Here is a 22,356-nt window from a genome sequence, read left to right on the forward strand (position 1 = left end):
GTCGCGGGCACCAGCCACCCTCCCGGGAAGACCATGTCCTTTCGCACGCACCTTGAAGCGGTGGTGAACCAGGTGGACGGAGCCCTCGCGTGCAGCGTGATGGGCTTCGACGGCATCTCCGTGGACACGTTCCAGAAGGACGAGGCCACGGAGCTGGACGTCACGGGCACCTGGGTGGAGTACGCCAACCTGCTGACCCAGCTGCGCAACGCCGCCGAATCCCTCAAGACGGGGACGGTGACGGAGGTGAGCGTCAACAGCGAGAAGGTGCTCACCGTGATGCGCCTGTTGACGCCGGAATACTTCCTGGTGCTGGCGATGCGCGCGGACGGCAACTTCGGCAAGGGCCGCTACGTGCTGCGCGTCACCGCGCCCAACGTGAAGGCGGAGCTGTAGCGCAAGGCCGCCCGGGCAGGGGCTTGTCGAGCCTGCCCGGCGACGCACCTTGTCGCTGATTTCCCCTTTGCAGGAATGGGGGCATGGGCTAGACACCCCGGACTTTTCATCGTTTTCGTCTGTCCGAAGGAGTCGGTCCGCATGGCCGGTTTTATCGATACGTCCGAGTTCCGCAATGGCTTGAAGATCGAGATCGACGGCGAGCCGTTCGTGATCGAGTACTTCCAGCACGTCAAGCCGGGCAAGGGCTCCGCCTTCGTGCGGACCAAGATTCGCAGCCTGCTCAGCGGTCGCATGCTGGAGCCCACCATGAAGTCCGGTGACAAGGTGGGCGTCCCCGACATCGAGCAGAAGGACATGGAGTTCCTCTACGCCTCCGGCGACGAGTACCACTTCATGGAGAAGAAGTCGTACGAGCAGACCTTCATCACCGCGGCCGCGCTCGGGGAGTCGAAGAACTTCCTGAAGGAGAACACCCAGGTCGAGGTGCTCTACTGGAATGGCAAGGCCATCTCCGTGACGCTGCCGAACTCCGTGGACCTCAAGGTCATCAAGTGTGACCCGGGCGTGCGCGGCGACACGGTGTCCGGCGCGCTGAAGCCCGCCACGCTGGAGACCGGCTACTCCATCAACGTGCCCCTGTTCATCAACGAGGGCGACGTGCTGAAGATCGACACGCGCGAAGGCGGCAAGTACCTCACCCGCGTCTCCAGCGCGGGCTAGGGCAGCGGCCTTCACCTGGCGACTCCGGGAGGGATCTCAATGGCAACGAAGCGCAAGGCAACCCGGGCGGCAGCGCCCGCGAGCACGTCCTCCGGACGCGACGCGGGAGCCACGTCCCTGGACGTGGAGGCCCTCCGGCAGATCGTGGAGATCCTCGAGGCCTCGGACGTCACCCGGCTGGTGTGGACGCGGGGCCCGGAGAAGCTCTACATCCGCCGCGGGCACGCGCCGGAGACCACCATCGTGCACCACACCGGCTCCTCGGGGCCCGGCGTGACGGTGTCGCCGCCGGTGGATTACGCCGCGTCCGCCTCGCCCCGTGCATCCTCGCCCTCGGCACCCGTGTCCGCCGCCCCGGCGGCCCCGGAGAAGCCGGCGGAGAAGCCGGGTCACTCGGTGACCAGCCCCTTCGTGGGGACGTTCTACCGGACCCCCGCGCCGGACCAGCCCCCGTTCGTGGAGGTGGGCTCGATGGTGCGCAAGGGGCAGGTGCTCTGCATTGTCGAAGCAATGAAGTTGATGAACGAAATCGAATCCGAGGTCTCCGGCCGGATCGCCGAGGTCCTCGTGGAGAACGGTCGCCCGGTGGAGTTTGGCCAGGCGCTGTTCCGCATCGAGCAGGCCTGAGCCCGCTGTGCGCGTCCGGCCCGCCTGGGCCGGATGCGTCCCAGGCCCTCTCAAGGAGCACGGACGTGTTCAAGAAGGTACTGGTCGCCAACCGCGGGGAGATTGCCCTGCGGGTCATCCGCGCATGCCGTGAGCTGGGCATCGCCACCGTGGCGGTGCACTCCACCGCCGACGCCAACGCGCTGCACGTGCGCTTCGCCGACGAGGCGGTCTGCATCGGGCCGCCGTCGTCGAAGGAGAGCTACCTCAACGTGCCGCAGCTGCTCTCCGCGGCCGAAATCACGCGCGCGGACGCCATCCACCCCGGCTACGGCTTCCTGTCGGAGAACGCCGAGTTCGCGGAGGTCTGCGAGAACTGCAAGATCCGCTTCATCGGTCCGCGCCCGGAGATGCTGCGGCTGATGGGCAACAAGGTGAGTGCGCGCCGTGCGGCCCGGGAGGCGGGCATGCCGCTGCTGCCCGGCAGCCCCGGCGTGGTGAAGGATCCGCGCGAGGCGGAGGCCTTCGCCAAGGAGATCGGCTTCCCGGTCATCCTCAAGGCGGCCGCGGGCGGCGGCGGCAAGGGCATGAAGATCGTCCGCGAGCCGGGTGTGCTCGCGCAGGCGTTCTCCACCGCGCAGGCGGAGGCCCTGGCCAGCTTCTCCAACGGCGACCTCTACATCGAGCGGTACGTGGAGAAGCCGCGCCACATCGAGATCCAAATCGTCGCCGACGAGCACGGCAACGTCATCCACCTCAATGAGCGCGAGTGTTCGGTGCAGCGCCGGCACCAGAAGCTCATCGAGGAGTGCCCGTCGCCCGCGCTCACGCCGGAGCTGCGCCAGCGGATGGGCGAGGTGTCCGTCAACGCGATGAAGGCCCTGCGCTACAACAACGTGGGCACCATCGAGTACCTGCTCGACGAGCACGGGCAGTTCTACTTCATGGAGATGAACACCCGCATCCAGGTGGAGCACCCCGTGACGGAGATGGTCATGGGCGTGGACCTGGTGCGCGAGCAGATCCGCATGGCCTACGGGCACCCCCTGCGCTTCAAGCAGGAGGACGTGCAGATCCGCGGGCACGCCATCGAGTGCCGCGTGAACGCGGAGGACCCCGTCACCTTCGCGCCGTGGCCGGGGAAGATCACCGGCTACAGCGTGCCGGGCGGCTACGGCGTGCGCGTGGACTCGGCGGCCTACGAGAACTACACGGTGCTGCCGCACTACGACAGCCTGCTGTCGAAGCTCATCGTCCACGCGGAGGACCGCGAGACGGCCATCCGGCGCATGCAGCGCGCACTCTCCGAGTACGTGGTGGAGGGCATCCGCACCAACATCCCGTTCCACCGGGCCGCGCTGGCGGAGGAGTCCTTCCAGGAGGGCAACTACGACACGCGCTTCGTGGAGCGCCTGCTGGCGAGCGAGACGGGCTCCCGCCGGCTGAAGAAGGCCATGGAAGAGACGCCGTAGCACGCCGGCGTGTCGCACCCAGCAGCCCCCCGGGCGGACGAGCGTCCGGGCGGGTGATCCGTTCTGGGGGGATGGCAGGCTGTTTCTTGACCCGCATCGGAGGATTCCGTTAGCCTCCGAACCTCCCCCTCAGAGAAGGACTGAAACCCGCGAAGTTCCTCGGGGTTTCTGCCTGCCGGAAGCGCACGCTCGATGGACAAGAACAAGATCATCGAAGCCGCCGCGAAGCTGGTCGCGAAGGGCGCGTACGACAAGGCCATCAAGGAGTACCAGAAGGTCCTGGAGGTCGACCCGAAGGACATCCGGGTCCTCCAGAAGATGGGGGAGCTGTACCAGAAGAAGAACGACAACGCCCAGGCGGCGCACTTCTTCACCAAGGTCGCGGAGAGCTACTCCTCGGACGGCTTCTTCCTCAAGGCCGTCGCGCTCTACAAGCAGGTCCTCAAGCTCAACCCGAACCTGCTGGAGGTGAACCTCAAGCTGGCGGAGCTGCACCAGCAGCTGGGGCTGATGTCGGAGGCGATGGCGTACTTCCAGATCGTCGCCAATCACTACGACAAGGCGGGCGACACCCGCTCCAGCCTCGACACCCTCAAGAAGATGGTGGATCTCGACCCGGAGAACGTGGCGTCGAAGATCAAGCTCGCGGAGCTGTACGCGCGCGAGAACATGACGAAGGAAGCGGCGCAGGAGTTCAAGCGCGCCGCGGAGTACCTCAAGCGCAACAGCCGCGCGGACGACTGGCTTCGTGTCGCCGAGCGGCTCTCCGCGCTGGAGCCGGAGAACCTGCCGCTCGCGAAGGAGCTGGCCGCGTCCTACCTGCAGCGCGGCGACCAGAAGCGCGCGCTCGCCAAGCTCCAGGTGTGCTTCAAGGCGGACGGCCGCGACGTGGAGACGCTGACGCTCCTGGCGCAGGCGTTCCAGGGGCTCGGCCAGGTCTCCAAGACGGTGTCCGTCTACAAGGAACTCGCGAAGATCCACCAGGAGCGCGGCCGCACCGCCGAAGCCGACGGCGTGTGGACGCAGATTGAGCTGCTGGATCCGCAGGACCCGGATCTGCTCGCGCGCCGGGGCCCTGTCGCGGAGCCGGAGCCGGAGCCGGAGCCCGCGCAGGAGCCCAGCGCGCCCGCGTGGAGCGCGCCCGCTTCCTCCGCGCCCTCTCGTCCCGCGCCTGCCGCGCAGCCCGTGGCCGTCGTGCCGCCGCCTCCCGCTGGGATGAGCCGCGAGCAGCTGGCCAAGCTGCTGACGGAGACGGACGTCTACGTGAAGTACGGGCTCCACGACAAAGCGCTCGAGCACCTTCGCAAGGTGTTCGCGGTGGATCCGGAGAACCTGGACGCGCACGAAAAGGCGTACCACATCTACGTGGCGGCCAATAACGGCGCGCAGGCGTCGGAGCAGCTGCTCAACGTGCTGCGCCTGTGCACGCGCCGCGCGGACGTGACGCGCGCGCAGCCGTACCTGGCGACCATCCTCCAGGAGAACCCGGCGCACCCGGAGGTGCCGGCCTTCCTGTCCGTGCTGCGCTCGGAGGGTGGGGTGGTGGCGCCGGTGGCCGCCCCAAGCGTGGAGTCGTTGGAGGAGGACGCCATCCTGGTGGACTCCAACGAGGACGAGATCCTCGTCGCGGAGCCGCCGGACGACGCGCTCGCGCAGCCCGAGGGTGACGAGCTGGCGCTGGCGGCGCTGAGCCACGGGGCGGACTCGGACGAGATCGTCGACGACGAGGTCGCCGAGACGACCCTGAGCGGCGAGGAGGCGGTGATGGGGGAGCCCATCAGCTCCTCCGAAAACGCCATCTACGACCTGCCGCCGCAGGACGACCTGGTCGTGGGCTCCGACGACGAGGCGCTGGTGCTGGCGGACGAGCCGGGCCTGGCCGACGCCGACGACGAACCGCTGGTGGCCCCGGACGACGCGCTGTCGTATCCGGCCGACTCCGCCGACTCTTTCGACGACCTGGGCGGCGACGAGCCCATGGTGCTCGCGGACGACGAAGGCGGCATGTCGCTGGGCGACGAGGAGGAGCCGCCGCCCACGCGCATCCTGTCCCCGTCGCGCGCGCTGCTCAACGAGGCCGCGCCGGACACGCTGCAGCTCCCGTCCCTGGACGCCGACGCGGACGCGGCCGGCCTGTCGCTGGGCGCGGACGACGACGCGCCCACGCGCGTGGGCCTCGCGCCCCTGGACGCGTCCTCGCTCGACGAGTCGCTGGACGACGCGGCGTTCTCGGAGCCCGTCTCCGAGCCGGAGCCGGAGTACGAAGCGGGCGCGCAGTTGGGCGACGAGGACGACGAGCCCACCGCCGCGCACCTCGTGCTCGCGCCGGCGGAGGCGCAGGCCTATTCCGAGCTGGAGCCGGAGCCCGAGCCCGAGGAGACGCCGGAGCCCGAGGCCCTGGAGGAGACGCCGGAGCCCGAGCCTGAAGACGAGCCCGCCGCCGAGGAGTGCGACGAGGCGTCGTTCTTCCTCGACCAGGGCCTGCTCGAAGAGGCGCGGGAGATCCTGGAGACGATCGCCATCGCCTTCCCCGGCCACGTGCGCGCCGGGGAGCTGATGGCGCGGCTGGAGGAGATGGAGGCCGGCGGTGCCGCGGCCCCCGAGCTCGAGGCTCCGGTGGAGCCCCTGTCCGTGCCGTCCGTGCAGCCGGTGACGGAGGGGTTCCAGGACGAGCCCACCGGTGAGCGTGACGCGTTCGACCTGGCGGCGGAGCTGGCCGGGGAGATCGACGACCTGGGCGGCGACTCGCTGGCGGCGGTGCCCCCGGCGGACGAGGACTTCCAGTACTCGGTGGACGAAGTGTTCGCCGAGTTCAAGAAGGGCCTCGCCAAGGTGGTGAAGCCCGAGGACGTGGACACGCACTACGACCTGGGCATCGCCTACAAGGAAATGGGCCTGCTCGACGACGCCGTTCACGAGTTCGAGGTGGCCCGCCAGGGCTGCCTGGGCACGAAGCGCGAGCTGGACTGCCTGACGATGATTGGCATGCTGCACACGCTGCGCGGCCGGCCGGACGAGTCCGTGGAGGTCTTCAAGGAAGGCCTGGCCAACGTGCTCGCGGTGGGTGAGGTGGCGAAGGCCCTGGGCTTCGAACTGGCGAGCGCCTACGACGCGCTCAACGAGTCGGGCAAGGCGCTCTTCCACTTCCAGCGCGTGGCCGCCATGGACGCGAAGTACCGCGATGTGGGTTCGCAGGTGACGCGGCTTTCGGCGGTGACGCAGCCCGAGGACGACCCGCTGCCCCACGCTGGAAGCCAGGTGCCCGCCGCCACGCCGACGCCGGTGCCCGCAGCGGGCGCCCCCAAGGCGCGCAAGGTAGGCTACGTGTAGCGCATTGCCGAGAGGACCGGCGAGCCCATGACGACCTACCTCGACTACTTCGAACTCACCCAGGAGCCGTTCTCCAACGCTCCGGTGAGCCGCTTCTATTACAACTCCGCGCAGCACTCGCAGGCCCTCACCCGGCTGATGCACGCCGTGGGCTACATGAAGGGCCTGTCCATCCTCGTGGGTGACATCGGCGCGGGCAAGACGACGCTCGCCCGGCGCATGCTCGACTCGCTTCCCGAGTCCGAGTACGAGGCCGCGCTGCTCGTCATCATCCACTCGGGCATCACCGCCCAGTGGCTGCTGCGCCGCATCGCGCTGCAGCTGGGCGTGGAGAACCCGGCGCAGGAGAAGCTGGCGCTCCTGTCCCAGCTCTACCAGCGCCTGCTGCAAATCTATGAGTCCGGCAAGAAGGCCGTCGTCCTCATCGACGAGGCGCAGATGCTGGAGACGCGGGAGATCATGGAGGAGTTCCGGGGGCTGCTGAACCTGGAGGTCCCCGAGCGCAAGCTCATCTCCTTCGTCTTCTTCGGCCTGCCGGAGATTGAGAAGAACCTGAAGCTGGACCCGCCGCTCGCCCAGCGCGTGGCGCTCCGCTACAAGCTGGAGCCCTTCACGGCGGAGTCCACGGAGGCCTACGTGAAGCACCGGCTGCGGCTGGCCGGGTGCCCGCGGATGCCCTTCACGCCGGAGGCGCTGCTGGCCGTCCACCAGCACTCGGGTGGCACGCCGCGCGTCATCAACACCCTGTGCGACAACGCCCTCTTCGAGGCGTTCCTCGTGCGCCAGGAGTCCATCGACGCGGAGCTGGTGCACCGCATCGGGACGAACCTGGGCCTCCAGGGCGGCTCGGCTGCTCCCCTGGCAGGCGAGCGGGCGAGCGCTCCCGCCACGTCGCTGCCTCGGACGGCGAACACGAAAATCGATCTGGCGGAGATCGACCGCTACCTCGAGGGACTCGGTAAGCTCTAGGGGCGTGTCTCCCCCCAGCCGCAACGGTGCGCGCAAGGCGCTCTTGTTGGTGCTCCTCGTGGTGTCGGGGAGCATCCTGCTGTTGCGTCAGCCGTTCACCTGGGAAGCGGCCTGCACGCTGGCGCGCAGGAACCTGCCGGCCGTGCTGGGGATGGACGTCGGCATTGGCCGGTGCGAGCTGGATCCGCTGGGCTCGCGCGTGGTGCTGCACGGCGTCTCTCTGTTCGCGCCCGGTTCGGACACGCCGCTGTTCGCCGCGGACGAGGCGGAGGTGGCGCTGGGCTTCATGTCGCCCCTGTCCCGCCGCTTCATGCTGGGTCAGGTGCGCGTGCGCCACCCGCGCGTGGTGTTGGACCTGTCCCGCCCCTCACCCACGAAGCCCTCCGAGGACGGGACGTGCCCGCTCACGCCGCTGGAGCACGTGGGCGTGGGACGGCTGGACATCACCGGCGCGGAGGTGCGGCTCGCGCTGCCTGAAGGCCGCAGCGTGGAGGTGTCGCAGCTGAACGTGGGGTGGGTGGAGCGCTGGGGCGTGATGGAGCTGGAGCTGGGTGCGCGGCGGGGCGTGCTGCGCCTGGGCGAGGGCAGCGGCGAGCTGGCGCTGGGGCAGTTGGCCTTCACCGGCGCGTTGGATCCGGACGAGGGGTTGCTGGACGTGGAGCGCGCGGAGGTGACGCTGGATGACGTCACCGCGACGGTGTCCGGCCGCGTGGAGACGCTGTGCCACCCCACGCTCGCGCTGGACGCGCAGGTGTTCCTGCCGCTGCGCACGCTGTCGCAGGCGAAGCTCTTGCCGCGCCCCGCCACCGGCCACCTGTGGACGCGCCTGTCCCTCGCCGGGAAGCCCTCGGCGCTGGTGGTGGGCGCGGACGTGTCCGCGAGCAACCTGGCCTATGAGCGCTACGGCCCGCTGAGCCTCACCGCGCGCCTGTCCTACGCGGGCAACCGCGTGCGCGTGGAGTCGCTGGAGGCCCCGCTGGGTGGGGGGAAGGTGAAGCTGTCCGGCGCGCTCACGCTCACGCCGGAGCTGCCGGTGGAGCTGTCGCTCCAGACGGAGGAGGCGTCCTTCGGGCGCATCCTGGAGCGCGCGGGCGTGGCGGGCTCCTGGGTGGACTTCCCCGCGACGGCGAGCGCGCACCTCACCGGGATGCTGCTGCCCCGGCCGTCCCTGTCCGGTCCGTTGGACCTGCGCACGGGCCGCTTCGTGCTGGCCACGCGCGCGTTCGACGCGCCGGTGCACGCGGGCAAGACGCTGCTCACGTTCGAGCGGGGCCGCGCGCAGACGGCGGTGAAGCTGCAGGGCGACCGCGTGTCCTTCTCCCGCCTCACGGTGGAGTCCGGACGCTCGCGCGTGCACGGAGAGGTGACGCTCTACTTCGACACCGCGCGCGGCCTGGACATCCAGGGCAACGGCGACCTGGAGCTGTCGGACTTCGGCCACATCGCGGAGCTGCCGTGGTCCGGGCGCGGGTCGGCGAACTACTCCATCGTCGGGCCGTACTCGGACGTGAAGGTGGACGCGAGCCTGTCGCTGCGCGACTTCGTCTTCTGGGGCTTCGGCCTGGGCGTGACGCAGGGGAAGCTGTCGTACTCGGACGGCGTGCTGTCGTTCCCGTCGCTCACCGGCCAGAAGGGGCGCACGCAGTACTTCGGCAAGGGGGCGCTCACCTTCGCGCGGCTGCTGCACCTGCGCCTGGATCTCACCGTGCCGCAGGGCCGCACGGAGGACCTGGTGGACCTGGTGGCGGGCCTGAGCCCGTCCATCGCAGTGCTTCAGGGCCAGTTTGGCGGCGCGGCGTCCGGGCGCGTGGAGATCGACAGTCCGCTGGAGAAGCTGGAGGGGCTGGTGGCCTTCGACCTGAAGGACACCACGTACCTGGGGCGCCGGCTGGGCGCGGGCGCGGCGCGGCTGCGCTTCGTGGACGGCAAGGCGATGGTGCTGGAGCGCACCGTGCTGGACGGCCGGCTGGGACGCACCTGGGCGGAGGGCACCTTCCTCTTCGCGGGCGGCCTGGACTACCGCTTCGGCGGGGAGAACCTGTCGCTCGCGGAGGCCGTGGGCCCGGAGACCGCGGAGGAGATGGGCATCCAGGGCACGCTCGCGCTCGCGGGCACCGTGGCGGGCACGGCGGACGCCCCCGACATCCAGGCCACGCTGAAGGGGCCGCGCATCACCTTCGCCTCGCGCGACCTGGGCGCCATGGACCTGACGCTGCGCCAGCAGGGCAAGGCGCTGCGCATCACCGGGCACCCGTTCCGCGACGCGCAGGGCTCGCTGTCCATGACGGTGAAGGAGCCCTACCTCTTCGAGTCCACGCTGGACCTGCTGCTGCCGGAAATCAGGCCGCTGCTGCCCCAGGTGCCGGCGCTGGCGGGCGTCACCGGGATGATTGCCGGGCGGGTGACGGCGCAGGGGCCGCTGTTGCAGCCGGACGCGTACCAGGTGGCGGCGACGCTGCGGGAGCTGTCGCTGGCCCGGGGCGACCTGCGCGGACGCAACCAGGCGCCCATCGTGCTGGCCTATGCCGGCGGGCGGCTGGACGTGCAGCCCTTCCGCTTCAGCGGCGCGTCGGTGGACGTGACGCTGGGCGGGTGGATGGGCCGGCGCGGGATGAACATGAGCCTGCGCGAGGGGCGCATGGACGTGCGGCTGCTGGAGCCCCTCCTGCCGGGCATGGAGCGCGTGGGCGGCGAGCTGCGCGTGGACGCGGAGGCCACCGGCACGCTGGAGGCGCCGTCGGTGGTGGGCACCGCGGAGTTCTCCGACGTGCGGCTGTCCATGCGCGAGCTGCCCTTGAGCGTGCGCGCCATGTCCGGGCGCCTGGAGATGACGGGCCAGCGCGTGCTCCTGGAGCACCTGCAGGCGCAGGTGAACGAAGGGCAGGTGTCCGCGCGCGGCGACATCCGGCTGGAGCGCTTCGTGCCCAAGCGGCTGGCGCTGACGCTGCAACTGGACGCCGTCCCGTACCGGATGACGGAGGACCTGCCGCTCACGGTGTCCGGCCTGTTGCAGGTGGTGGGGCCGCCCACCGGACCCACCGTCACGGGCGGGCTGGACATCGTGAAGCTGCGCTACCAGAAGCCGCTCGACATCGAATCGCTGCTCAAGGCGATGCAGAAGAAGCCGTCGCTCGCCATGGGCGGCGGGGGCGAGCGCGCGCGGGACGCGTTCTTCACCTGGGACGTCAACGTGCACTTCGGCGACGTGCGGGTGGACAACAACCTGGCGAAGGCGCGGCTGTTGGGCGACGTGCGGCTCACCGGCACGGACGTGAAGCCGGGCCTGTTGGGGCGGGTGGAGGCGGCCGAGGGCAGTCAGGCGTTCTTCCGCAACAACCTCTTCACCATCGAGCAGGGGCAGCTGGAGTTCCGCGACGCGTCCGGCATCGACCCGGTGTTCGAGGTGCAGGCGCAGACGCAGGTGCGCGAGTTCGTGGTGAAGTTGCATGCGTTCGGCCGGCCGGCCAACCCCCTCATCGTCCTGTCGTCGGAGCCGGTGCTCACCGAGGGTGACATCCTGTCGCTGCTGACACTGGGCGTGACGAGCGCGGACAAGGACACGGCGGCGTCGGCGAGCTACGGTCTGGCGGCGGAGGCCCTCTTCAACGTGTCGGGCCTGGACCGGCAGGTGCGCCGCTTCCTGCCCAGCAACCCCGTGCTCAGGGATTTGTCCCTGCAGATCGCCACCACCTACAACGACGCCACCCGACAAGCGGAGCCCACCGCACAACTTGAGTCGAAGTTCCTCTCCGAGCAGCTTAAAATCGGGATGACCCAACCGGTGAGTGGGCGTGGCACCCGGGCACGCGCTGAGTATCGCTTCGACGACCGTCTTTCCGCACAGGCCCAGTGGGACAACGAGAACAGCCAGGCGTCGTTCGGAAACCTCGGGCTCGAGCTGAAGCTGGGCTGGGAGGTCGAGTAGCCGCGCTGACCGCGGTGCTGCTCCTCGTGTGCGCGCAGCCCGCCTTCGCGCAGTCCACCCGCGCGGGAGATGACGACGCGGCCCCGGACGTGGTGGCGGTGGAGCTGCACCTGCCGGAAGGGGTGGCGTCCGAGGGGCTCTCGGGGCTCGTCACGGTGCGCAAGGGGCAGGCGCTGACGCCGGGCGCGGTGCGCAGGTCCGTGGAGCAGCTGTTCGCCACGGGGCGCTTCGCGGACGTGGTGGCGCTGACGGAGGACGTGCCCGGCGGGGTGCGGCTCGTCTTCCAGCTCACGCCGCTGCCGCTGCTGTCGCACGTGGCGGTGCGCGGCAACCGCGTGCTCACGGCCGGTGAGTTGCTGGAGGCGAGCGGCCTCCTGGAGGGCGGGCCGTTGGATCCAGAGGAGCTGGACACGGCGGCGGCCTCCGTGCGCGAGGCCTACCAGCGCAAGGGCTACGACGCCGTCTCCGTGCAGGTGGAGGAGCAGCCGGTGCCCGCGGGCGGCGTGGCGGTGACGCTGGTGGTGGAGGAGGGCAAGCCCACGCGCGTGCGGCAGGTGACGTTCTCCGGCAGCCCCGCGCTGCCCCTGCCGACGCTCGTGGAGGCGCTGGGGATGAAGCCCGGTGAGGTGTTCGACCGGGCGAAGCTGGACGGCGGCCTGGACCGGCTCCGGGTGCTGCTGCGCGAGGGCCAGCACTGGCGCGCGTGGGTGGGGCCGCCCACCGTCGTCGTGAAGGACAGCGAGGCGTCCGTGGCGGTGCCCCTGGCGGCGGGACCGGCCTTCCACCTGCGCTTCACGGGCAACCGCCGCTTCCCGGACTCGCTGCTGACGCGCGTGGTGGCGTACGACGGGGAGGAGACGCTGGACGAGGCCCTGGCGGACCGGCTCGCGCGGCGGCTGGAGGCGTTCTACCGGCGGCGGGGCTTCCACGACGCGCGCGTGCGTGCGCTGGAGGCGGTGCGGCCGGACGGGGACGCGGCGGTGCTGGGCTTCCAGGTGGACGAGGGACACCCGCTGCGCGTGACGGAGGTGCGCTTCCACGGGAACGTGGCGCTGTCGTCGGAGGCGCTGCGCGCGGCGCTCACGGGCCAGGTGGCGGTGCAGGAGACGTGGCCGGAGCTGGACCTGCCCATGCGCGAGGACCCGCTGGAGCTGGAGGGGCGCGAGCGGCGCTTCGACACGAGCGTGGTGTCCCCGCCGGACCCGTCCACGGTGTACGTGGAGGACGCGTGGCTGGAGGCCGTGGACGCGATGACGACGGCCTACCGCGAGCAGGGCTTCGCGTCCGCGCTGGTGACCTTCCGCGGCCTCACCGTGGACGCGGTCCACCACACGGCGGAGGCGGACTTCGACGTGGAGGAGGGGCCCCGGGCGCTGATGCTCGCGCCGCGCTTCGAGGGCATGCCGAAGGAGGTGGACCCCACGTGGGTGACGCTGCTGCTGCCCACCGGTGAGCCGCTGAGCTTCGAGCGGGTGGAAGCGGCGCAGGCGACGCTGGAGCGTGGGCTGGGCCGCGAGGGCTACCTCTTCGCGAACGTGAGCAACGCCGTGTCGGTGGACGGGGAGGGCACGTCCGCGCAGGTGGTGTTCCGCGTGGACTCCGGGCCCCGGGTGCACGTGGGGCAGGTGCTGCTCCAGGGGCTCAAGCGCACCGACCCCGACGTGGTGCTGGCGCAGCTGGATTTGAAGCCGGGAGAGCCCCTGTCGGTGGAGGAGCTGGCGGACGCGCAGCGCCGGCTGTCGCGGCTGGGGCTGTTCCGTCAGGCGGAGGTGTCGCTGGCGGACCCCAACCGGCGCGAGGCCTCCAAGGACGTGCTGGTGACGGTGCAGGAGCGTCCGCGCATCGACGGCGAGGTGTCCGGCGGCTACTTCCTGGTGGACGGTCCGCGCATCACGCTGGATACGGCCTGGCGCAACCTGGATGGCCGGGGCCTGAACCTGCTGGCGCGCGGCAAGGTGAACTACGCGGGCGCGAGCGCGGAGGCGCTGTCGTCCTCGCGGCTCCCCGTGGGCTGCGACACCGGGGAGCTGTCCGGCGAGGCATGTGAGACGGACCTGGATGGCTTCAGCGGCCTGGGCGGACGCGGCAACCTGGCGCTGTCGCAGCCCCGGCTGTCCTTCCTGGCGCCGCAGGAGATTGGCGCGCGCTTGGACCTGATTGGCGAGCGCGTGCACCGGCCCTCGTACCTGTCCACGCGGTTCGCGGCGGTGGTGGGCGCGGACTGGGCGCTGGCGTCGTGGGTGAACGTGTCGCTCCAGTACGAAGTGGAGAACAACCGGCTGCGCTCGCGCGCGGGCGTGCTGGAGCTGGTGAACCGCGCGGACCAGGAGCGGCTGCGCTACCCGTACGGGGACTTCGCGCTGCACTCGCTGCGGCCGTCCGCGACGCTGGACTTCCGCGATGATCCGGCCAACCCGCGGCGGGGCATGGTGCTGAGCACCAGCGCGGAGTTCATGCGCGGCATCAGCGTGCACCCCACGGACGTGGCGGGCAACCGCGTGCCGGAGTTCCCCATCGACGGCGTGAAGCTGTCGGGCAGCGTCAGCGCGTACGCGCCGCTGGGGCGCCGCGCGAGCGTGGCGGTGAGCGCGCGGGCGGGCACCATCGTGCCGCTGACGCAGGGCTCGCAGAACATCGGCTCCAAGCTGTTCTACCTGGGCGGCTCGTCCAGCTTGCGCGGCTTCCGCGAGGACGGCGTGCTGCCGCAGGACGTGCGCGAGGTGCTGCACCAGCGGCTGGCGGCGTGCCGCGCGGTGATTACTCCCGCGGGCTGCCCGGATGATTTGAAGGCGGTGCTCTCCGGCCAGGTGCCCGCGAGCCAGGGCGGCGAGCTCTACACGCTGGGCAAGGCGGAGCTGCGCGTGCCCGCGGTGGCGGCGGTGGACCTGGGCCTGTTCTTCGAGGTGGGCAACCTCTGGCAGGACCGCACGCTCTTTGACTTGAAGGTGCTGCGCTACGCGGCCGGCGTGGGCCTGCGCTACGTGACGCCCGTGGGTCCGCTGGCCTTCGACGTGGGCTTCAACCTGGACCGCGACGAGGCCCTCAACGAAGCCCCCACGCAGTTCCACTTCAGCATCGGCACGTTCTGACCGGAGGTCCCGCTGTGAGCTTCGCGCGTACGCGCCGAGGGATGACTGGAGGATGGGCGCTGCTGGGGCTGCTCGCGCTCGCGTGTCAGCACGGGCCGGACGCGTCCGCGAAGCCGCCGCGCCCCAAGTGGATGCCTCCGGAGGGGAGCTGTCCTCGCGGCGCGCAGCTCCAGATGGAGCGGCTGGGGCTGAAGCCCGGCGACCGCATCCCCGTCATCGTGGACAGCATCCAGGACCACCCGGGGCCGGCCCGGTACAACTACAGCTTCGTCATCGCGCTGCCGCAGGGGGTGGGGGAGGCGAAGCTGCCGGGGGCGCGCATCGGCGGGCGGCTCTTCGTGACGAAGCACCGCGTGTTCGGCCGGTATGACCGCATCTTCACGCCGGAGAGCGGTGCCACGTCGGTGCCCTTCTGCGGCGTGCTGCTGGACTCGCGCTGGGACCGCGACGGCGAGGGGCTCATCGCGTATCCCAGCCCGATGAAGGGCTTCTCCGTGGTGCAGGACAACACCGGCATCATCCTGGTGGTGGACCACTACCCGTGAGGCACGCCGGGTGACCCTGGCGCTGTCAGTACGGGGTGCAGAGGACGCCTACGCAGTCACCCGTGCCGTTGTCCCGCGCGACGTTGCCGCCTCCGTCGAAGGCGGTGGGCGCGTAGATGCCCCAGCCCGTGTTGCCCAGGGCGACGTTGCTGATCAGCGTGGGGGTGCTGGGCGGCAGGACCCGCAGGCCGTCACCGTCGTTGCGCAGGAAGCGGTTGTCGCGGACGATGCCCGTGAGCGGGGTGGGGACGGCCTCCGGCAGGTCGGACAGGGTCAGTCCGCCCCCGTTGTCCCAGAGGGTATTGCCGTCGAGGTAGACGGTGTTGGCCGCGGCCTGGAGGCCACTGCCGTTGTTGACGACCCACGTGTCGAGCATCGACAGGCGGACTGTCTCCCAGACGGGATCGGTCGGAGGGGCGAGCGCGGTGTTGTTCGCGATGAGCGAGTCTTCGAACCGCATCTCATCGCAGGTGTAGGGGCCGCCGAAGTCCAACCGCATCGTGCCCACGGCGGTGTTCTCCACGAGCGTGCTCGAGCGGAAGCGGGCGCGGCCACCGAAGCAGTAGACGGCGAGCCCGTTCGACGTGAAGGTCGAATCGAGCACGTCCACACCGTGGGAGCCCGTGAAGATCGCGCGCCCGTTGTGGGAGAACACCGTCGAGCGGATGTCGAACTCACCATTCGATGCGGCGAACTCGCTGCTCACCCCCGTGTCGTTGCCGCTGAAGCGGGAGTTCGTGATGAGGAACCTCGTGTAGCTGTTCCGGTTGTAGACGCCGATCCTGTTGTCGACGAGCGCGAGCTGGTGCAGCCGCACGTTCGTGCCGTTGTCGACCACGTACCCCAGGTCGAAGCCCTGGAGGGTTCCGTTGCGCACCATGCTGCTGGCCTCGATGACGATGCCCTGGGAGCCGTCCGTCTCCGGGCCGGTGCGGTACACGCGATGGCCGCCGAGATCGAGCACGACGCCTTCACCGGCGACCTTGAGCGCGAAGGGCGCCGTGCCCGGGCAGGCGAGGTCGTGCGTGAGCATCGTGTGCTGGGTGATGACGTCACCGCACTGGACGTTGCAACCCGAGGTGTTCACCACCTTGGCTTCCGCGTCGAACTCCACCACGCCGCCAGCCTGCGCGGCGGGTGTCCCCGCGAGCAACGCCGCCATGGTCCCCACGATGATGAAACCCCGTGCTTGCCGCATGCTGCCTCCCTCGGCCGGAGGTGCCCGACCCGTGGCAGGGAGGCTAGGCACCCCCACCCAGGAGGCTTCCCCCCCACGGGTGGCAGCGCGCTGCCTGGGGGGAGACACCCTGGGGGCACGGGGGGCTGGCCCAAGAATCGCGGTCAGTCGACCTTGAGGGAGAGGGTCTGCTGGTCGCTGGTGAGCAGGTCACCGATGCCGATGACGAAGGTGAACGTGTCCGCGCGCGTGGGCGTACCTGAGAGGATGCCCTGCTGGGTGTCCAGCACGACGCCCGGCGGCAGCTCTCCGCTCTTCACGCTCCAGGAGAACGTGCCAGAGCCACCGACCGTCTTGAGGGTGTAGCTGTACTCCGTGCCCACGCGGCCATCCGGCACCGCGCGCGAGAGGCATTTGACGATCCCGGACGCATCCACGGTGGTGAGGCTGAGCCGGCGCGAGGCGGTCTGCGGCGGCGTGGCGCTGTCCGTCACGTCCACCCAGAACTCCTGCATGCCCTGCTGCGTCGTCGTCCCGGTGACGCTGCCGTCGGCGGACAGCGTGAGCCCGGTGGGCAGCGCCTGTCCGGAGGCGAGGGCGAAGCGGTACGGAGGCTGGCCGCCGGTGGCGGAGAGGCGCTCCGTGTAGGCGCGGTTCTGGGGCACGTCCGCGAGCGGCCCCGGGCCCGCGAGTCGCAGCAGGGGCCGGACGCGCAGGAGCAGGTTGCCGCTGGCGCGCTTCTTCGGGGTGCCCTGGTCGGTCACCTCCACCGGGAGGAACGCATCCCCCGCGCGCGTGGGCGTGCCGGTGAGCCGGCCCTCGGTGTCGAGCGAGAAGCCCGCCGGGAGCTGCCCCGTGGCGTTGAAGGTGTACGGCGGCGTTCCGCCCCGGGCCTGGAGCGAGGCGGAGTAGGGCAGGGTCTCGATGCCCTCCGTCAGGAGGGTGGACTCCAGCGAGAGCGCGGTGGGGCCCGCGTCGGCCGGCTCGCCCGCGTCCGTCGTGCCCGCGTCGGGCGTCGTACCGGCATCCACGTCCGTGCCCGCGTCCGTGCCTGCGTCCGTGCCGGAGTCCTCGGAGCCCGGGGCGTCGCACGTATGGCCCTCGCCACAGGCCGGCAGACAACGGTTCTCCGAGGCGAGGCAGGTGGTGCCCGAGGGACATGCTCCCGACGCATCGCACTCGGCGAAGCGTGAGAGGTCCGGCGCGAACGAGCAGGCCCCTACCATGAGGAGCAAGGCGCTCGCCCATGCGGTCCGGCGCACGCTCACGGCAGCTCCCAGACGAAGGGCACCGAGCCCGCGAGGACGAGCCGCGCGCTCGCGCTTCGCAGCGCGTGAGACATGCGCGCCATCCGCAGGGAGGTGCTCGCCCAGGCGGTCCGGCGCACGCTCATGGCAGCTCCCAGACGAACGACAGCGCACCGCTGACGCCGAGCAGCGCGCCCAGCCCCAGCAACACATTCGAGGTCCGCGCCTGCCGCCGTCCGTGGTCGAGCCGCGAGGCGAAGCAGTTCGTGAAGTCCTCACCGGCCGTGGCGCACTCGCCGCCGCTCTTCGACACCTTCGACTCCGTGCTCCGCGCCGCGAGCCCGAAGCCCACGCCCACCGCGAGCGCCACGCCGCCCGTGCCCAGCAACACCTTGGGCAGCAGCCGCGAACCGCGAGGCGCCGCCCGCGCGGTTCCCAGCGGAGACCAGACCTCCTGGAGCGCCTGCTTCGCCCGGGCCTCCGTCTCACCCGGAGTCGTGGCCGGTGCCTCGAAATGTGCCCGCGTCTCCGGGCCTCGCGCGTCCGTCACCGTCAGCGCCACGCTGCGCCTGCCTCCCACGCCCAGCGCGACACCGCGCACCATCCTGCGCGCGCCCAGCGCCCCGACCTGGGCGCTCCGGCACTCCGCGTTGCCACATGCGGACAACGACGCGCCCGAAGCGCGCAGCCTCGCCACCGTGTCGTCGCGCGACTCCAGACACGCGTCCGGCAGGGCGGCCACCGCGCGCCGCGTGGCGTCTTCCAGCGCGCGCGCCTCCGCGGACGGCAGCGCCACGCGCTCGAAGGGCACGAGCACCACGCGCGTGTTCGCGTCGCACGGGACGGCACCCTGCGCGAGCCAGAGCAGGAGGGACACGGCGGACAGACTCATGGCGCGCGGGCCACGTCCGCCTCGTCCGCGTCTCCCGGCGCCGGCGTCAGCCCGAGGCTCGCCATGTAGCCCCGGTAGAAGCGCGGCCCGAAGGGCACGGCGAACAGCTTGTCGCGAAGCGCATCCTCCACCGCGCCCCGCGCCGCCACGCTCGTCTCACGCCAGCGCAGCCCGCCCGCATCCACCACCTCGCTCGCGCGGGTGATGGCGAACGCCGCCTCCCGGCCCGTCGCGCGCAGGTAGTAGCCCCGGCCCACGGGCAGCGACAGCACCAGCGGGCGCTCGCGCTCCTTGTGCAGCTCCACCACGCGGATGCCGCGCGCGTCCTCCACCCACAGCCGGCCCTCCAGGCCCGTGGGCACCAGCAGGTAGCCCAGCGACGCGGCCTCCCCCAGGTCCGTCAGCGCGAACGCGCGATCCAACGCGGGCGGCTGGATGAACACGCGCGGCTGGCCGCGCACGTCGTCCATGCCGTGGCTCGCGGCCGCCACGAAGCCCCGCAGCTCCGCGTAGTCCACCCGTCCATCCCCGTTCACGTCCCCCGCGCCCGACAGCGCCGAGCGCACCATGTGGCTGAAGACGCCGGAGCGGATGGCGCTCCACTCGTGGCTCTCCTGCTCCGACGACGTGGACAGCACCACGCCCACCTGGGGAAAGCGCTCCAGCTCGCGGCCGCCCAGGAGCCCCTTCACCGCCTCCGCGTACGCGGGCCCCACCGGCAGCGAGCCCCGCGAGTGGACGAAGAAGTACGAATCGCACGCGTCCACGATGAGCTGGAGGAAGGACGCCTTGCTCGGCGCGAGCACGCGCGAGAACAGCTCCGTGCGCGTCAGGGGGCCGTCCAGCAGGCTCACGGTGCCCTCACCCGCGGCGCCGCGCTTGCCGTGGCCCACGAAGACGAAGGACAGCACCGGCACCGCGCCCCGGGCCCGGTCTCCGGCCATGCGGGCGTTCAGGCGGGCGAGCGCATCCCACAGCGCGGCGTGCGTGGGGGGCCGCGTCTTCGCGGCGAGCCCCGGGTGCAGGACCTGCGTGTCGGCGTCCAGCACGCTCAGCAGCACCACCTCGCGCGAGCGGGGGGCGAACAGCTCGTAGTACCGGGCGCCGTCGTCGTCGGCGTAGCGCAGGGGGGCCTGGGACGGCTCGGTGCCGGTGTTGCTGGCCACGATGAGCGCGTAGTGGACCTGTTCGGGGGCGGCGCTCGCGGCGGTTCCCACCAGGAGGAGCACACCCAGGGCCAGGGTCCTGTGGGAGGGCGATCGCATGGGGAGATGGCGCAGTGCGCGGTGGAAAAGGATGCCACGGAAAACGTCCGACAATCCACCTGAGGCTGCTCGCGACAACATGGGAGTGACGGGACCGCGACGGTCGCGGTAAGCCCCTGAGGGATGGAGTGGGATGACGACACGCTGCGCCGCTTTCGCGAAGGCACCCCGGAGGTGTTGGCGGAGGTGTATCGCGCGCACGCGGAGCCGCTCGCTCGCCTGCTCAAGGCGGCCGCCTGGCGGGGGACGTTCACCCGCTTGAGGAACGCGATGGAGCTGGAGAACACACTGCTGGAGACCTTCGCTCGCGCCTTCGAGCCGCGCACGCGCACGGCCTACAACGGCTCGCGTCCCTACGCGCACTTCCTGATGGGCATCGCGCGCAACGTGCTGCTGGAGCAGTCGCGCGAGCGCGAAGTCGTAGGCAGGGACGAGCCCTTCGAGGGGCTCACCGAGGCGTCGGGCGAGGACGGCGGGCTCGCGGAGTTGGTGGAGGACCGCGAGGTGGAGGCGCTGCTCGCGGCGTTCAAGGAAGGGCTGACGCGCGAGGAGCACCGGCTGTTCGAGCTGCGCTTCGGCGAGGGCGTGGCCCAGGAAGAGGCCGCCACGGCGCTGGGCCTCACGCGCATCCAGGTGCGGCGGCGCGAGTTCGGGTTGAAGTCCAGGCTGCTCGGGTTCCTCCAGTCGAAGGGGTACCTGGAGGACCTGGAGACGCAGGGCTGGAGCTTCTTCAAGCGGCGGAGTGCACGATGAGCGGATGTGACGACCGTCAGGCGAAGAAGGCGATGGCGGCCCTCTTCCAGAAGGGGACGGACGGAGGGCTGGACGCCGCGGGCTTCGGGCGCCTGCGCGCGCACCTGGCGACGTGCCCGGAGTGCCAGCAGACCTACGACAAGCTCTCCCGCGTGGAGTCGGTGCTGGAGCTGCGCGCGCTGCCGAAGGCCCACGGCGCGCTGCTGGAACAGGCGCTGTTCGCGAAGCTGGCGCAGGCCGCCGGGCCCGCCCCAAGGCCGGTGGCGCGGCCTGAGCGCCGGTGGTTCACATCCCCCTTGCTCGTCCCCCTGTCGCTGGGCGCCGCGGCGGCCACGGTGGCGCTGGTCGTCGTCGGACCCTCGCTCCAGCGCCCCGACGTGACGGGGACGCAGGAGTGGCAGGCGCGCTCGTCAGCGCCGGGTGTCGGGGCCTGGGGTGTGCGGGCCTTCTGCGTCGCGCCCACGGGCACGGTGCTCGCGGAGGCCCGGCCGGGCGGGACGCTCGCGTGCGCGGAGGGCAACGCGGTGCAATTCAGCTACACCGCGCCGGAGCGCGTGCGCCTGTCGCTGGAGGGCGTGTCGAAGACGGGTGAGCCCCTGCGCTTCTTCCCGAGCGAGGGCGCGGCCCCGGAGGTCGCGGCCGGCGTGGATGTGCCGCTGCCGTTCAGCACCCCGGTGCAGGGCGGTTGGCTGACGGACGCCGTGCGGGTCCGCGCCAGCTTCACCGATGCGCAGGGCCGCACGCTCGCGGACACGCAGGTGACGCTCACGCCGTAGCACCCTGAACCGGCGGGAGGGTGTGGTCGTCGGAGCCCCGCCGGTGACAGTGTCCGTGGCCGGAGCGGGCCTGGATTCGTGCGCCGGTATACAGTCCGCACCGTGTTCTACGCGTGTGTTCGGGCGGTGGTGGCGCTGGCCCTGCGTCTCTTCTATCGGTTGAAGGTGAATGCTCCGGCGGAGCAGCCTTCCGGGCCGGTGCTCTTCGTGGGCAACCATCCGAACGGGCTCATCGACCCGGCGCTGGTGTTCATCCTCACGCGGCGCCAGGTGACGTTCCTGGCCAAGGCGCCGCTGTTCAAGCTGCCCGTCATCGGCTGGCTGCTGAAGGGGCTGGACGCGCTGCCGGTGTACCGCAAGCAGGACGACCCGGCGCAGATGGGCCGCAACGAGGGGACGCTGGACGCGGCGAAGGGCGCGCTCGTGAAGGGGCGCGCCATCACCATCTTCCCGGAGGGCAAGAGCCATTCGGAGCCGGGGCTCGCGGAGCTGAAGACGGGCGCGGCGCGCATCGCGCTCAACGCCGCGCGCGAGGGGGCTCCGGTGCGCATCGTTCCGGTGGGGCTCACCTACGCGCAGAAGAACGTCTTCCGCAGCGAGGTGCTCATCGACCAGGGAGCGTCCATCGACGTGACGGCCTTCCTGCCGAAGGACGCGGAGGCCACGTCGGAGCAGGAGGCGGTGCGCGCGCTGACGGAGCGGGTGGCGGAGGGCCTGCGCGCGGTGACGCTGAACCTGGAGCAGTGGGAGGACCTGCCGGTGGTGCAGGTGGCGGAGCAGCTCTACGCCTTCCGTCAGGGCAGCAAGCTGGATCCGGAGCGGCTGCGGCTGTGGGCGCGCGGCGTGCGGCTGTTCCGCGCGCAGGAGCCGGACCGCTACGAGCGCCTGCGGCTGCACCTGGCGGCGTTCCGCAACCGGATGGCGTTGGTGCAGGCCACGCGGCCGGAGGACCTGTCCGTGGAGTACCGGCCGGGGAACGTGGCGCCCTTCGTGGTGAAGACGCTGCTGACGCTGGTGTTCGGACTGCCGCTGTTCGCGGTGGGGCTGGTGCTGTTCGGGCTGCCGTACCCGGTGCCCCGGATGGCGGCGAAGAGCGCGGAGCTGGATGTCCAGGCCACGGTGAAGTTCCTCACCGCGCTGGTGGTGTCCGTCGCGTGGTGGTGGGGGCTCACCGCCGTGGCGGCGGTGAGC

Annotated in this window: 17 protein-coding genes; 12 read left to right on the forward strand and 5 right to left on the reverse strand. The window is 71.1% G+C overall.

Features of this window, described 5'->3' with window-relative positions; genetic code table 11:
- Positions 1 to 33: 33 nt before the first annotated feature.
- The 9 genes from D7X12_RS12190 (at position 34) to D7X12_RS12230 (ending at position 15,055) form a co-directional block, all read left to right on the forward strand.
- Positions 34 to 396: a roadblock/LC7 domain-containing protein gene (locus tag D7X12_RS12190; protein ID WP_120625442.1), complete on the forward strand. Its 363-nt coding sequence runs from the start codon at positions 34 to 36 to the stop codon at positions 394 to 396.
- 141 nt (positions 397 to 537) lie between these two features.
- A complete protein-coding gene (efp, locus tag D7X12_RS12195) occupies positions 538 to 1,119 on the forward strand; it encodes an elongation factor P (RefSeq protein ID WP_120625443.1) in 582 nt (193 codons plus the stop codon).
- Between the two features lie 39 nt (positions 1,120 to 1,158).
- A complete protein-coding gene (gene accB, locus D7X12_RS12200; RefSeq protein ID WP_120625444.1) occupies positions 1,159 to 1,746 on the forward strand; it encodes an acetyl-CoA carboxylase biotin carboxyl carrier protein in 588 nt (195 codons plus the stop codon).
- Positions 1,747 to 1,811: 65 nt separating this feature from the next.
- Complete coding sequence (accC, locus tag D7X12_RS12205) at positions 1,812 to 3,197, forward strand: acetyl-CoA carboxylase biotin carboxylase subunit (RefSeq protein WP_120625445.1); 1,386 nt, start codon at positions 1,812 to 1,814, stop codon at positions 3,195 to 3,197.
- Between the two features lie 192 nt (positions 3,198 to 3,389).
- Positions 3,390 to 6,527: a type IV pili formation protein SgmX gene (sgmX, locus tag D7X12_RS12210; protein ID WP_120625446.1), complete on the forward strand. Its 3,138-nt coding sequence runs from the start codon at positions 3,390 to 3,392 to the stop codon at positions 6,525 to 6,527.
- A gap of 27 nt (positions 6,528 to 6,554) precedes the next feature.
- On the forward strand, positions 6,555 to 7,496 hold the full coding sequence (locus D7X12_RS12215) for an ExeA family protein (RefSeq protein ID WP_120625447.1): 942 nt from the start codon (positions 6,555 to 6,557) through the stop codon (positions 7,494 to 7,496).
- Between the two features lie 4 nt (positions 7,497 to 7,500).
- Positions 7,501 to 11,421 (forward strand): translocation/assembly module TamB domain-containing protein, encoded by a 3,921-nt coding sequence (locus D7X12_RS12220; RefSeq protein ID WP_120625448.1) that lies wholly within the window; start codon positions 7,501 to 7,503, stop codon positions 11,419 to 11,421.
- Between the two features lie 14 nt (positions 11,422 to 11,435).
- Positions 11,436 to 14,510 (forward strand): POTRA domain-containing protein, encoded by a 3,075-nt coding sequence (locus tag D7X12_RS12225; RefSeq protein ID WP_120625449.1) that lies wholly within the window; start codon positions 11,436 to 11,438, stop codon positions 14,508 to 14,510.
- Positions 14,511 to 14,551: 41 nt separating this feature from the next.
- Positions 14,552 to 15,055, forward strand: coding sequence for a hypothetical protein (locus D7X12_RS12230; protein WP_120625450.1), 504 nt, complete (start codon positions 14,552 to 14,554; stop codon positions 15,053 to 15,055).
- 25 nt (positions 15,056 to 15,080) lie between these two features.
- Here D7X12_RS12230 and D7X12_RS12235 read toward each other — a convergent pair whose 3' ends face one another.
- The 5 genes from D7X12_RS12235 to D7X12_RS12250 all read right to left on the reverse strand — a co-directional run bounded on the left by D7X12_RS12235 (position 15,081) and on the right by D7X12_RS12250 (position 19,636).
- Entirely contained in the window at positions 15,081 to 16,253 is a 1,173-nt protein-coding gene (locus D7X12_RS12235) for a NosD domain-containing protein (RefSeq protein ID WP_120625451.1), read from the reverse strand.
- A gap of 143 nt (positions 16,254 to 16,396) precedes the next feature.
- A complete protein-coding gene (locus tag D7X12_RS12240) occupies positions 16,397 to 17,458 on the reverse strand; it encodes a putative Ig domain-containing protein (RefSeq protein ID WP_244224506.1) in 1,062 nt (353 codons plus the stop codon).
- Positions 17,459 to 17,496: 38 nt separating this feature from the next.
- Positions 17,497 to 17,625, reverse strand: coding sequence for a hypothetical protein (locus D7X12_RS45000; protein WP_279637170.1), 129 nt, complete (start codon positions 17,623 to 17,625; stop codon positions 17,497 to 17,499).
- Positions 17,622 to 18,371 (reverse strand): hypothetical protein, encoded by a 750-nt coding sequence (locus D7X12_RS12245; RefSeq protein WP_120625453.1) that lies wholly within the window; start codon positions 18,369 to 18,371, stop codon positions 17,622 to 17,624. Before D7X12_RS12245 ends, D7X12_RS45000 begins: the two co-directional genes overlap by 4 nt.
- Positions 18,368 to 19,636: a hypothetical protein gene (locus D7X12_RS12250; RefSeq protein ID WP_120625454.1), complete on the reverse strand. Its 1,269-nt coding sequence runs from the start codon at positions 19,634 to 19,636 to the stop codon at positions 18,368 to 18,370. The genes D7X12_RS12245 and D7X12_RS12250 overlap by 4 nt, the downstream gene beginning before the upstream one ends.
- A 123-nt stretch (positions 19,637 to 19,759) precedes the next feature.
- Here D7X12_RS12250 and D7X12_RS12255 point away from each other — a divergent pair, with 123 nt between their 5' ends.
- The 3 genes from D7X12_RS12255 to D7X12_RS12265 all read left to right on the forward strand — a co-directional run.
- On the forward strand, positions 19,760 to 20,389 hold the full coding sequence (locus tag D7X12_RS12255) for an RNA polymerase sigma factor (RefSeq protein WP_120625455.1): 630 nt from the start codon (positions 19,760 to 19,762) through the stop codon (positions 20,387 to 20,389).
- Positions 20,386 to 21,165: an anti-sigma factor family protein gene (locus D7X12_RS12260; protein WP_120625456.1), complete on the forward strand. Its 780-nt coding sequence runs from the start codon at positions 20,386 to 20,388 to the stop codon at positions 21,163 to 21,165. Before D7X12_RS12255 ends, D7X12_RS12260 begins: the two co-directional genes overlap by 4 nt.
- A gap of 102 nt (positions 21,166 to 21,267) precedes the next feature.
- Positions 21,268 to 22,356, forward strand: a 1,089-nt coding sequence (locus tag D7X12_RS12265; protein WP_120625457.1) for a lysophospholipid acyltransferase family protein, incomplete at its 3' end; no start/stop codon positions are given.

This window comes from Corallococcus sicarius, from assembly GCF_003611735.1.
GTDB lineage: Bacteria > Myxococcota > Myxococcia > Myxococcales > Myxococcaceae > Corallococcus > Corallococcus sicarius.

Excerpts from the sequence above, each read along its gene's own strand:
- D7X12_RS12190 (WP_120625442.1), top strand. The coding sequence starts at position 34 with ATGTCCTTTCGCACGCACCTTGAAGCGGTGGTGAACCAGGTGGACGGA.
- efp (WP_120625443.1), top strand. The coding sequence starts at position 538 with ATGGCCGGTTTTATCGATACGTCCGAGTTCCGCAATGGCTTGAAGATC.
- accB (WP_120625444.1), top strand. The coding sequence starts at position 1,159 with ATGGCAACGAAGCGCAAGGCAACCCGGGCGGCAGCGCCCGCGAGCACG.
- sgmX (WP_120625446.1), top strand. The coding sequence starts at position 3,390 with ATGGACAAGAACAAGATCATCGAAGCCGCCGCGAAGCTGGTCGCGAAG.
- D7X12_RS12215 (WP_120625447.1), top strand. The coding sequence starts at position 6,555 with ATGACGACCTACCTCGACTACTTCGAACTCACCCAGGAGCCGTTCTCC.
- D7X12_RS12230 (WP_120625450.1), top strand. The coding sequence starts at position 14,552 with ATGACTGGAGGATGGGCGCTGCTGGGGCTGCTCGCGCTCGCGTGTCAG.
- D7X12_RS12235 (WP_120625451.1), bottom strand. The coding sequence starts at position 16,253 with ATGCGGCAAGCACGGGGTTTCATCATCGTGGGGACCATGGCGGCGTTG.
- D7X12_RS12240 (WP_244224506.1), bottom strand. The coding sequence starts at position 17,458 with ATGGTAGGGGCCTGCTCGTTCGCGCCGGACCTCTCACGCTTCGCCGAG.
- D7X12_RS45000 (WP_279637170.1), bottom strand. The coding sequence starts at position 17,625 with ATGAGCGTGCGCCGGACCGCCTGGGCGAGCACCTCCCTGCGGATGGCG.
- D7X12_RS12245 (WP_120625453.1), bottom strand. The coding sequence starts at position 18,371 with ATGAGTCTGTCCGCCGTGTCCCTCCTGCTCTGGCTCGCGCAGGGTGCC.
- D7X12_RS12250 (WP_120625454.1), bottom strand. The coding sequence starts at position 19,636 with ATGCGATCGCCCTCCCACAGGACCCTGGCCCTGGGTGTGCTCCTCCTG.
- D7X12_RS12255 (WP_120625455.1), top strand. The coding sequence starts at position 19,760 with ATGGAGTGGGATGACGACACGCTGCGCCGCTTTCGCGAAGGCACCCCG.
- D7X12_RS12260 (WP_120625456.1), top strand. The coding sequence starts at position 20,386 with ATGAGCGGATGTGACGACCGTCAGGCGAAGAAGGCGATGGCGGCCCTC.